The sequence below is a fragment of the Enterobacter sp. ODB01 genome (assembly GCF_001623605.1).
Taxonomy (GTDB): Bacteria; Pseudomonadota; Gammaproteobacteria; order Enterobacterales; family Enterobacteriaceae; genus Enterobacter; species Enterobacter kobei.
This window is the reverse complement of record NZ_CP015227.1, coordinates 1,779,788-1,791,708: the sequence shown is the minus strand read 5'-3', so window position 1 is coordinate 1,791,708 and position 11,921 is coordinate 1,779,788. Positions and strand designations below refer to the sequence as shown.

11 protein-coding genes are annotated in these 11,921 nt (G+C 51.4%); 10 read left to right on the top strand and 1 reads right to left on the bottom strand.

Translation table 11 applies throughout. The features are described from left to right. Nucleotides 1–147: 147 nt before the first annotated feature. Together A4308_RS08555 and A4308_RS08550 are read left to right on the top strand one after the other, a co-directional pair. Nucleotides 148–1,257: an AI-2E family transporter gene (locus A4308_RS08555; RefSeq protein ID WP_014882713.1), complete on the top strand. Its 1,110-nt coding sequence runs from the start codon at nt 148–150 to the stop codon at nt 1,255–1,257. Between the two features lie 118 nt (nt 1,258–1,375). Beyond that, on the top strand, nt 1,376–3,160 hold the full coding sequence (locus A4308_RS08550; protein ID WP_049011046.1) for a diguanylate cyclase: 1,785 nt from the start codon (nt 1,376–1,378) through the stop codon (nt 3,158–3,160). Between the two features lie 35 nt (nt 3,161–3,195). Here the strand turns inward: A4308_RS08550 and A4308_RS08545 are convergent, their stop codons facing one another. Next, the gene (locus tag A4308_RS08545; protein WP_045281703.1) at nt 3,196–4,095 is read right to left on the bottom strand and encodes a LysR family transcriptional regulator; all 900 of its coding nucleotides are present in this window, start codon (nt 4,093–4,095) and stop codon (nt 3,196–3,198) included. Nucleotides 4,096–4,193: 98 nt separating this feature from the next. Between A4308_RS08545 and A4308_RS08540 the strand changes: the two genes are divergently transcribed. From A4308_RS08540 to A4308_RS08505, 8 genes are all read left to right on the top strand, one after another. After that, nucleotides 4,194–4,988 carry an SDR family NAD(P)-dependent oxidoreductase gene (locus A4308_RS08540; protein ID WP_023332201.1) on the top strand — a complete coding sequence of 265 codons (795 nt, stop codon included), beginning with the start codon at nt 4,194–4,196 and terminating at the stop codon, nt 4,986–4,988. A gap of 45 nt (nt 4,989–5,033) precedes the next feature. Next, nucleotides 5,034–6,251: an L-dopachrome tautomerase-related protein gene (locus A4308_RS08535; RefSeq protein WP_045281704.1), complete on the top strand. Its 1,218-nt coding sequence runs from the start codon at nt 5,034–5,036 to the stop codon at nt 6,249–6,251. A gap of 321 nt (nt 6,252–6,572) precedes the next feature. Next, the gene (locus tag A4308_RS08530; RefSeq protein WP_032628721.1) at nt 6,573–7,067 is read left to right on the top strand and encodes a molybdopterin-dependent oxidoreductase; all 495 of its coding nucleotides are present in this window, start codon (nt 6,573–6,575) and stop codon (nt 7,065–7,067) included. 17 nt (nt 7,068–7,084) lie between these two features. Continuing rightward, entirely contained in the window at nt 7,085–9,022 is a 1,938-nt protein-coding gene (locus tag A4308_RS08525; protein ID WP_049011039.1) for a putative bifunctional diguanylate cyclase/phosphodiesterase, read from the top strand. A 238-nt stretch (nt 9,023–9,260) separates the two neighbouring features. After that, nucleotides 9,261–9,518, top strand: coding sequence for a YjhX family toxin (locus A4308_RS08520; protein WP_014882706.1), 258 nt, complete (start codon nt 9,261–9,263; stop codon nt 9,516–9,518). Between the two features lie 10 nt (nt 9,519–9,528). Further along, nucleotides 9,529–10,299 carry an SAM-dependent methyltransferase gene (locus A4308_RS08515; RefSeq protein ID WP_032637381.1) on the top strand — a complete coding sequence of 257 codons (771 nt, stop codon included), beginning with the start codon at nt 9,529–9,531 and terminating at the stop codon, nt 10,297–10,299. A gap of 296 nt (nt 10,300–10,595) precedes the next feature. After that, complete coding sequence (locus A4308_RS08510; protein WP_045281705.1) at nt 10,596–11,063, top strand: GNAT family N-acetyltransferase; 468 nt, start codon at nt 10,596–10,598, stop codon at nt 11,061–11,063. Nucleotides 11,064–11,498: 435 nt separating this feature from the next. Further along, nucleotides 11,499–11,879, top strand: a complete 381-nt coding sequence (locus A4308_RS08505; protein WP_045281706.1) for a hypothetical protein — start codon at nt 11,499–11,501, stop codon at nt 11,877–11,879. Nucleotides 11,880–11,921: the final 42 nt, after the last annotated feature.

Sequence of the window (11,921 nt, the reverse complement as noted above, 5' to 3'; positions counted from 1 at the left end):
AGACGATCTTCGGTCAGTCGAAAGTGGGATCCGTGAAGAGTGGATTCATACCGCAACACTGTCCACAGAACAGGTAAGGCGCAAAGGTTGGTAATTCTCACAATCAGTTCTATAGTCGAACAGTTTCTTAGTAACCAGGAATGACTGATGCGCTTTAACGGACTGACCAAAGGTTTCTTTATTTTCATCCTCGCCCTTGTGACCTGGGCCTTCTTCGACGTGCTGTCGCCCTACTTCTCCGCAATACTGTGGGCCGCTATTCTGACCGTGATTTTTAACCCGGTAAAAAACAAGCTGCGCACCGCGCTGGGGGATCGCAACGGGCTGGCCTCGCTGCTGACCATCGGCATTATCTGCCTGATCGTCTTTATTCCGCTGATGGTGATCCTCTCCTCACTCGCCATTGAGCTGAACGTGGTGTACACCAAGCTTCAGGAGAACAACACGCAGTTCCCGGAAGTGGTGGCGAGCATCTTTAACCACCTGCCGGACTGGGCCAGCGGCTTCCTCGCGGATCACAACCTGAACAACGCGGCGCAGATCCAGAAAAAACTCTCCGATGTTGCGCTGCAGGGCGGGCAGTATCTGGCGGGTAGCGCGTTTCTGATCGGCAAAGGTACGTTTGGCTTTGCGATTAGCTTCGGCATCATGCTTTATCTGCTGTTCTTCCTGCTGAAAGACGGACCGTATCTGGTGCGCCAGATCCTCGACTCCCTGCCCCTGTCTGATTTCGCCAAACAACACCTGTTCGCTAAATTTGTCGGCGTATCGCGTGCCACGGTAAAAGGCACGGCGGCGGTGGCGGTGGTCCAGGGCATACTCGGCGGGATTGCGTTTGCCATTGTGGGCCTCGACGGGAGCGTCCTCTGGGGCGCGCTGATGGCTTTCCTCTCGCTGGTACCCGCCATCGGTTCGGCGATTGTCTGGGTCCCTGCCGCCATCTTCCTGTTCGCCACGCACCAGATCTGGCAGGGGCTGTTCATTGTCGGCTTCTTTGTGATTGTCGTCGGACTGGTGGACAACATCCTGCGACCGCTGCTGGTGGGTAAAGACACCAAAATGCCGGACTATCTGATACTGATCTCCACCCTCGGCGGCATGGAGCTGTACGGCATTAATGGCTTTGTCATTGGGCCGCTGATTGCCGCGCTGTTTATCGCCTGCTGGAACCTCTTCTCCGGCCGCGACCACGAAGGAAATGCTGAAGAGCTGGATGCCGATTTCATTGAAGAGGGAAAAAACCCTCCAGATTTGTAAGGATGTGACGATATAGACCCCACCAGGCGGCACTGTGCCGCCTTTTTTTCGCCATAAATCAGCCGTTTTCTATAATCTGAAGAACGCCATCCTCTTCATGTTGTAAAAGGATCACCAGGTGCGAATCGCGACAATTACTAACTGGGCCTATGGTGCCACGGTCTGCCTGACCATTGCGTCCGGCATTATCATGCTGCTGGCTTCCGGCGCCGACACCGCGGAACGTCAGGCCATTGAACAGCGTCAACGTTTTGATGAGCTGACGGAAAATATTGAAACTGATGCCTGGGTACAGTCCGATTTAGCACGCCTGTACGTCGTCAAAAAAGATCCTCAAATCCTCAAAGAGTATAACCAGTCAGAGAATAGCCTGAAGCACATCGAGCTGAAGCTGGAAAAACTGCAGGACGCTGGCGCATCGGATGACGAGCTTGCCCTGCTGCATGAAGGCTTAAAGATTGTTGATGAGCTGCAGGACGAACAGCAAATGGCCCTGGCGAACACGGCGCGGGGTGAAGACGCTCAGGCCATCGCCCTGCTCTATGGTGCCTCTTATGAGCAAGAGCTTGAGCGCGCCCAGAACCAGATCGATCACTTTCGCCAGATACTCGACAAACGTGTAATCACGTCCGTACGGGAGGCGACAAAAAAATCGAAAGCGCTGCGAACGGCCTCTGAGTTGATGGTTGGCCTCACCGCCCTGCTGTTCCTGTTTGTGCTTGGCTTTATATTAAAACGCCGCGTGCTGCGTCCGGTCGTGCGCCTGAGCGACGTGGTGCACCGCCTGGCATCACAGGACTACGCGGTGGAAACGCCCAACTTCAACCAGATTGATGAGATCGGCGATATGGCGCAGGCCATCCGCATCTTCCGTGAAAACGGCCTTGCGCGCCAGCGTCTGGAAAAAGAGCGCGATGCCGACTGGGCCATCCGCGAGCTGCTGGCGCGCATGACCCAGAGGCTGCAGGGATGTGAGAACGTAAACGATGTGATTAACGTGGCGGAGTTGTTTGCGCCCAATATTGCACCGGGGATCCCTGGCCGACTCTACGTTCTCGACCGGGATCCGTGGCAGATGCGCTGCGTCGCGCAATGGCTTGCGCCGGTGGGTGACGAGACGACGTTCCACCCTGACGAGTGCTGGGCCGTGCGTCGTGGTCAGAGCCATCCGCCGGTCAACGGTGAGCCGGATATCGCCTGCTATCACCTGCAGGAAGAGACGACGAACAGCGCGCTGTGCGTGCCGCTTATCGCCCAGGGGGAGGCCATTGGCTTGCTCTCTTTCCAGAACACCAACGCGGACAATGCCCCTTCCCGCCCGTATCTTGAACTGATGGCTGAGGCGCTAGGACTGGCGCTGGCGAACCAACGTCTGCGCGACGCGTTACTGGAAAAAGCCCTGTTTGACCCGCTCACCGGCCTGCGTAATCGCCATCATCTGGAAGACACCCTGCACACCCAGATGGCACAAGCCATGCGTAACGATGAACCGGTTAGCTGCCTGATGATCGACATCGATCACTTCAAGAGCATTAATGACCGTTTCGGCCATGAGGCCGGAGACCTGGTCATTAAAAGCGTGGCGCTGATTGTTCAGCGGGCCGGGCATGACAGCGGGCTGGCCTTTCGCTTCGGGGGGGAGGAATTTCTGGTACTGCTTCCCGGCGCCGGAGAAGCAGAAGCGCATGCCTGTGCGCAGAAAATTTATGACGGTGTGCGTGAGCTGTCGCTTCGTTACGGCCTCTCAGAGATTGGGCCGGTGGATGTCTCGATTGGTATTGCCAGCTATCCAGAGCATGCCCAGAGCGACAACCTGCTGCGCGCCGCGGATGTCGCCTTATACCGGGCGAAAGAGCTGGGCCGGGCGCGGATTGTGAGTTTTGGGATGCTGGAAGCGGGTTAAGGTTAGACTCTTATTCATGACGCATGATGTTCATGTCATTGTTCTGACGCCAGAAGATCAATCATGGCCCGTGTGGCTGCTGACTGGCGTCGATGGGGCGCATAGATGAGCGAGAAAGGTCGCGATCGTCCACGAAGTTGCGGAAGTATCTCAACTAACTGGCCGCGCTGTATCTTCTCGCGGACAATGAATTCGTAGCTCTGACAGACCCCTATTCCATGTTCAGCCAGCGAAACCACGCCAAGGACATCATCTGAAATCTCGATGGTTGAATCTGTCTGCCAGTCAACATCCCGCTCATCCACGCGAAATACCCAGGGCGCAATACGGCCGGTACGCGGCATAATAAAAGGCAGGCACATATGCTGCCGCAGTTCATCGAGCGTCTGCGGCATTCCCATGCGATGAAGGTAAGCGGGTGAAGCAACCAACAGCAGTGCCGCATCCTGCAATTTACGCGCGACGAATCCACTGTCAGGCATTTGACCCAGGCGAATAGCCAGGTCGAATCCCTCAGCGATCAGGTCGACATTGCGATTGGTAATGTTCAGCTCCACCTGAACGCGCGGAAACTGTTGGGAAAAGCGGGCCAGCAAGGGCGGCAGACAATAATGCCCATAGGTGGTCGGGACGCTGATCCGTACCCGGCCAGTCAGATCCCCCTCCTGCCCCCGGCCATCGCGTTCGGCGTCATCAAGCAGGGAAAAAGCAGAACGCGCCTGCTCAAGATAAATCCGTCCGGCTTCCGTTAGCCCCACACGACGTGTGGTGCGTTGCAATAGCTGTCGTCCAAGACGCACTTCAAGGCGGGAGACCGCACGACTCAACACTGAGGGCGTGGTTGAAAGGGCGACCGCTGCAGCGGTAAATGAGCCATGTTCAACAACAGTAATGAAGACCTCAACATCGCCGAGATAATCGAATTTTCTGCTCATCTTGCTCTTTCAGGAACAAATGTTTTTCATTTTCGCTAATTTATCTCCGTTTGAGCGATGAGTAAAGTAGCCGCACTTGTTACCAAAAGGCAAAAACGATGGATCTTCAACTCAACGGTAAGACAGCACTTGTTACAGGGGCCACCGCAGGCATTGGGCTGGCTATCGCCAGTACTCTTGCGCGCGAAGGTGTTGCCGTCACGATTACCGGACGCGATCGGGAAAAACTGCACAATGCGGTAGCGAAAATTGCTCAGGCAGCTCCCCAGGCCCGGGTATCAGCCATTGTCGCCGATCTGGCGAACGCTGAAGGTGCAGAAGCGCTGATTAAGGCCTGTACGGATACCGATATTCTTATCAATAACCTGGGTTTTTATGAAGCCACCCCTTTCGCTGATATCACCGACGAGGAATGGCTACGCATGTTCAACATTAACGTGATGTCAGGCGTTCGTCTTTCACGGCATTACTTCCCACGCATGCTAGCACGCAACTGGGGCCGGGTGATTTTTATGTCCAGCGAAGTTGGCGCTTTCACGCCGCCAGACATGGTGCATTACGGCGTCAGCAAATCAGCTCAACTCGCCGTATCGCGAGGAATGGCAGAGCTGACGAAGGGTACCGGCGTAACGGTCAACAGCGTACTGCCATCGGCAACCCGCTCTGACGGAATCATTGATTACCTGCGCCAGACAGCGCCTGAACCTGGCATGACAGACCAGCAGATTGAAGCGCATTTCTTCCAGACCTACCGCCCCAGTTCGCTGATCGCGCGAATGATCGAGGCTGACGAGATAGCCGCTATGGTCGCGCTACTGGCAAGCCCACTCGGCGCGGCATCAAACGGGGCTGCGGTACGCGTCGAAGGCGGAACGTTCCGCTCCATTCTTTGATACCGCATTAAGAAACCGCGTCTTACTCACATCACCGGAGCATGTATGTCCTACCGTATCGGTACTTTCCCCGCCATTGCAATGGCGGCATTGTTCTCTTTCGCAAGCTGTGCCAGCGCGGCGGATCAGATGCCTCTTGAGCACTGGCGCAGCTACTCAGGCGTAAGCTGGGATAAACCTGAAAACGTGCAAATGCCAGCCGTGTTTTCCGGGTCGGTGAATGCCCCCTTAGCAGGCATTCACTTTGATGCAAAGGGTCGGGCCTTTGTCAGCACGCCCCGACTGATTTCAGCCAGCGCCCCCGCCACGTTGAATATTCTCGACACCGATCCTCAGTCCGGACCCGCGCGCCTGACAGCATTTCCGTCCCGCGAGCGTAATGCGGTTGATTCCGCTCCCGATCAGAACCTGCGCAACGTGCTCGGCTTTTATGTTGATCGTAAAAACGGCTGGTTATGGGCGCTGGATATGGGGTTCATCGCGGGAGAAACGGAATCCCCTTCAGGCTCGCAGAAATTGGTCGTACTGGATCTCGACTCGGGCCGAACGGTTAAACGTATCCCCCTGGACGGCGTGGCCGACCGTAAGGCAAGTTTCCTTAACGATGTCGTTGTCGATGAGAATCATCGTATCGCATACATTTCCGACAGCGGGTCGCGCAGTGCGCCTGAAAACCGTGTCGGCCTGATCGTCGTGGATTTCGCCACCGGCACAGCCCGACGCGTGCTGAATAGTCACCCTGCCCTGCAGATTGAACCGGGGGTAAACGTCATTTCCCATGGCGCGGAGGTATGGCCAGGTAAACCGCTATTGATTGGTATCAACGGTATTGCGCTGTCTCCCGATGCAGAAACATTGTACTGGACGGTGACGACGGGAACACATGCATACGCGGTGCCCACTGCCGTGCTGAAGCAACATGATTCAACTGATGCGCAGATTGCCGCTCAAATTCAGAATCTGGGCACGGTGGGAGGTAATACTGACGGTTTGGTGACCGATGCAAAAGGCTACCTCTATATTACAGATGTCACCCGTAACGGCATTGTCAGATATGATCCGAAGACCCGTAAAATGTTACTTATTGCTGCAAATGAAGCCATAAAGTGGCCAGACACACCGGCTATTCGCCCGGACGGTGACCTGATCTTCACATCAAGTAGCCTTAATGACCACTTCGCTGGAATGGTCAAACCAGGCCATGAACGGTACGATCTGTGGCGCTTGCGACAGGACACGAACCCGCCGATGAACACTCGCTAATATGGCTGCGCCACCCAATGGGTGGCGCTTTTTTAGCTGTGACGGACAGGCAAAATCTGTGTCGTGAGAAAATAACGCTCATTTAAAACGATTATTTTTTAAACGCAAAAGAGCTTATTCAAGTAACGTTAGTTTGTCTCAAAATTTCAGTAGCACCATCCACAAATCAAACACCCTACCCTAAAACCACCCAACCCATTGTTTTTAATGGTTTTTACTAAACTAAACGTGCAGTAACAACCGCTACTCAACAAAATATGTAAACTACTGTGATAACTAAATTATAATTCATATACTTCGTTAAAAAAGTGGGGGGTCAAAATGAGATTAACCTTAATGCTGTTGTGCTGTCTGGTGCCAACTTTAGCCTGGGCAGGTGAACTGCCAAAACCTGTTGGAAAACCTATTTTGACGATTTACGGTAATATAGAAAATACCAACGAAGAGGGAAAAGCAGTGTTTGATCTCGCCAGCCTTGAAAAACTAGGGATGGTGAGTTTCGAGACGACATCGCCCTGGTATAACGGACGTACAAAGTTTGAGGGTGTCCCTATGAGAAAACTCATGGATTATGTGGGGGCAAAGGGTACTAACGTTAACGTCATTGCGCTCAATGATTACTCTACCGTCATCCCTCTTAGCGACTTCAAAAAATACAACGCCATACTTGCCTTAAAGGTCAATGGCGAATATATGCGCATCCGCGACAAAGGCCCGTCGTTCATTGTTTACCCTTATGACAGTCTTCCTGAGTTGAATAATCAAATTTATTATTCGCGTTCAGCATGGCAGGTTAGCAAAATGAAGATTGAGTAGCAGTTCAGGAGAACATAATGAACAGGATACTGGTTGGTATCATTTTTTCTCTTTTTATCACGACAGGATATATTGCATTCCTTGTTTACGATCGACAGCAGGAGTTGCAAAAACTGACTCAATACACCGAGTCCTGGTCCGTGGCTCAACTGGTATCAGAGTATTACCGATTTGAATCATGGCTTGGTCTATACGCAACCGATACCGATGACGTTACGATAGACCAGGTCCGCATGCGTCTTGAAATTATGCTAAGCCAGAGCGATTTAATGAACGGCGGGGATTTAGGTCGCTATATTGACAGCGATAAAATGCACCAGGAACTCGCTTCGCGTTTAGAGAAAATACTGGCGTATCTGGATGGCAATCTCGAAAAAATGAGCCATCCGGAGTTACAGGCATACCTGAAAAATATGCATATGCTTGATGCGCCGCTCAGCCAACTTTCGGCCACGGCATTAACAAAAGATATTAATACAGTTAATGAATCAAACAGAAAAATCCAAATCCTGTATTATATTTACTCCGCGCTTTCATTACTTCTGGTGATATTAAGCTTTATTCTGGGCTTTTTAATGATCTACCAGAATAAAAACATTCTCAAAGCCCATATGCAGGTTAAAAGCCTGGCTGACGAACTACAGATATCAAAAGAAACGCTGCAGATTCAGAACGCGAAGCTGGAGTATGATGTTTATCATGATTCCCTGACCGGTATGAAAAACCGCCTTTTCTTCTGGGACGATCTCAACAAAATTAATCTTCAGGCGGATAAAAACCATATCCCCGTCACGGTGATGTTATTTGATTTAGACCGGTTTAAAGAGGTCAACGATACCTATGGTCATGATGCCGGAGATTTACTGCTGAACCAGGTCTCCCGCCGCCTTACCTCAATGAGCAGTGCGACGGATACGTTTTACCGTTTGGGTGGCGACGAGTTTGCCCTTCTCTCCAGCGGCCTGACGGAAAGCGCTGCGGTTTCGCGCGCCAAAGAGATCAGCGATCATATCAGCCAGCCCTATACGATTAATAACCAGCTGATAAAAATTGCCACCTGCGTGGGTATTGTTTTATCGGATAACGAACGACGCTCTGATTATCTTTACAAGTTTGCCGATCTCGCCCTCTACGAAGCCAAAAAAGAGGGCTCGCAGCAGATAAAAGTCTTCCGTCAGTGGATGCTGCAAAAACTGCAGGAAAGCAGAACCCTTGAACATGATATGGCGCTGGCGCTCGATCACCATGAATTTGTTGTGTATTACCAGCCTATTGTCGATGCATTCAGCAATGATATTTACGGCTATGAAGCGCTTATTCGCTGGATACATCCGCAGAAAGGAATACTGTCGCCGGATTACTTTATCTCTGTTGCTGAAAAAACAGGGATGATCAATGAGATCGGTAAAAATGTGCTTGAGCTTGCCTGCCGGGAGGCCGTTTCCTGGGCGGTTCCGGCACGGATCTCGGTGAACGTCTCGCCTGTTCAGTTAGGCACGAAATCCTTTACGGCGATGGTGCAGTCTATTCTGAAAGAGACTGGGCTACCGGCCAATCGCCTTGAGTTAGAAGTCACCGAGTCTTCACTCTTCAGTGACAGCAACACGCCAGTCACTATTCTCAAAAAGCTCAGATCGCTGGGGGTAAGAATTTCGATCGATGATTTCGGTACCGGGTATTCATCGCTCTCACGGCTCAGTGAACTCAACTTTGATAAAATCAAAATAGATAAATCCTTTGTGAATCCCATCTCCACGCAAGATGATGCGCTGAATATCGTTAAGCTGATCGCCGGTATGGCGAAGAGTCTTAATATGAGGGTCATTGCAGAAGGCGTCGAAACCGAAGCTCAGCTTGAACGTCTTCAGGCGCTTGGCTGCGACCTCGTGCAGGGCTATCTGTTCGGGAAACCGCAGGCTGAAGTCGACAAAAAAATAAAAAGCGGTGCAGCGTGATCCCACCGGGATCACACTTTTCAGCCGTGGGTATTCACATCCCCTCACCAGCTGTTACCATTCACCCCGTAAATACCTTTCAACTCAACCCGAGGCTTTGATGCTGGAGAATGTCATCATCCGATAATCAGCTCCCCGACCTTTCAGGCCGGACTGATTATCAATGCGCCGAAATCGAATGCGGGCACCGCTGTGTGTTTGCACGTTTTGCACATGATGATTAAACAGGTTTTCCAGTATGAATTTATCCCGTCAGGAACAACGTACCTTACACGTTCTCGCCAAAGGTGGCCGTATTGTGCACGTCCGCGATACGTCCGGCCGCGTCACCGCCGTGGAATGCTACAGCCGCGAAGGGCTACTGCTGTCTGATTGCACGCTCGCCGTCTTTAAAAAACTCAAAACTAAAAAGCTGATCAAATCCGTTAAGGGTCAGCCCTACCGCATCAATACCACCGGGCTGAACAACGTTCGTGCTCAGCCTGACAATCGTTAAGGAGAGGAATATGGATATCCCACGTATTTTTACCGTCAGCGAAAGCGAACACCGCATTCATAACCCCTTTACGCCAGAAAAGTACGCCACGCTGGGCCGCGTGTTACGCATGAAGCCAGACACGCGCATTCTCGATCTCGGCAGCGGCTCGGGAGAGATGCTTTGCACCTGGGCACGTGACCACGGGATTACCGGCACCGGCATCGACATGAGCCCGCTCTTTACTACGCAGGCCAAACTGCGCGCAGAGGAACTGGGCGTTGCCGAACACGTTCAATTTTTTCATAACGACGCGGCAGGTTACGTTGCGGATGAAAAATGTGACGTGGCGGCGTGTATTGGCGCCACATGGATTGCAGGTGGCGTCGCCGGAACGATGAGCCTGCTGGCACAAAGCCTTAAGCGCGGGGGAATCATGCTCATCGGCGAACCTTACTGGCGGCGGCTTCCCGCAACGGATGAGGTGGCTCGGGCCTGTGGCGCCTCGTCCATCGCAGACTTTCTCACCCTGCCCGACCTCGTCGCCTCTTTCGATCGGCAAGGCTATGACCTGGTGGAAATGGTGCTGGCCGACCAGGAAGGCTGGGACCGATACGAAGCCGCGAAATGGATGACACTGCGTCGCTGGCTGGAGCAACACCCTGACGATGACTTTGCGCAGGAGGTGCGAGCGGAGCTGAAAAGCGCGCCTGAACGCCATGTGACCTACACGCGGGAATACCTCGGCTGGGGCGTGTTTGCGTTAATGGCACGACAGGAGGACGTTTGCGGTACCGCCTAAAGGGGAAACCGGATCACACAGAGTATAAATCGTTGTCGAAACCCGTGGGGTAATAGTCTGATGGCGTGTTTATGCAGAAGCCTGAAGAAACAGTGGATGACCAATTTTCGTTGTCCAGGATATTGCCTCACTTTCGCCTGCCCTTACCGCCCCCTCCGGGGCGGTAAGGCTTTTTTGCCTTGTGAAACGCCCTGACTGGTCAACTCCTGGTTCCCAGTTCTGAACGAATGAGGCATTACAAGTTGGTAGTCGAATGATAAGGTAGATTTCCCTCTCTCTACCGGGATGAAGCCAACGTGAGTATTTCAGACAACTATGAATGGTATAAGAATGACTACCTGGTGAGTACAGACAGAGACAAGCTGGATGTGCAGGCCATCCATCAATATCTGACGAGATCAACCTGGGCAAAAGGTATTCACCTGGACATAGTCTCTTCCTCAATAGAAAACAGTCTTAACTTTGGCGTTTACCATAATGGAAACCAGATTGGTTTCGCGCGTCTGATAACGGATTATGCAACCTTCGCCTACCTTTGCGATGTTTATATACTTGAAGACTATCAGGGTGAGGGGCTTGGAAGATGGGTTATGGAATGCATTCACAGTCACCCCGTGTTTGAGCCGCTTCGCAGGATCATGTTATTTACTACCACCGCGCCCTGGCTTTATGAGAAATTTGGCTACGAGCCCGTTAACAGGGAAAACTATGCCTGGACGATTACGCGGCCTGATATTTATACGGGTGGGGAAAAACAGGGTTGAGATTAGTTGATCGCTACAGAATTAAAAAGACCATGTGTAGCTGGTCTTAAGTTTGGTGAGTATCTTCCATTGAATCGCCACGGATACTCTATGAATATAGTAAGGCTTTCTGAACCACCTAAAGTTAACGTTTGGCAAGGTGCTCAAGTGGCAGCACGGAGTTGCGCTGCATGGGGATCTTCTTGTGCCGAGCCTTTCGGCGGTTTAACTTCTTTTTGTTCTCAGCCATCCTCAAGGTGATATATGGAAACAATAGTCACTATGAGGTATCAATGTACTGGTGAATTGAAGAAGTAAGCTCCGGGGGTCATGTCCCCTTATTTTTTGGGATACGAAAAATTCAGCAGTAGCTAAATGTCATACTGACTTATCGTTGTACACTCTCCAAAACAAGGATAAAATCAAGATAATTCTTAAATAAATGGAATGGCGCATATGGTTAAGAAAATCACTTTACTGAGCTTGTCGGCTCTTTTTGCTACACAAGTTGCCTTCGCTGAGACTTCAAGCAATTGGATTGAAGTTACAACGAATAAAGATGGCGCTTTTTTAATCAAAAAAGGCACATTCAGAAATATAAAAGGTGATTCATCTGCTTTGTTCATGTATGAAAAAACAGATAAAAAAGTTGAATATTACAAAATTAGTATGAAAAACACAGATTGTGATAATGGATATGGTGAAATAAAATTTTTCTATATGGATGGAAGTTTGGCTTTTAAAGGTGATTACGTGGCTGATGGGACCAGTGTTGGGGCTGGTCTTGGTGATTTCATCTGTGGTGTAAGAATCGCGGCTGACGCACAAAAAAGTTGAGGACGGGGGGCATATGCTAAAAGCAACAGACCCTTCACCCCT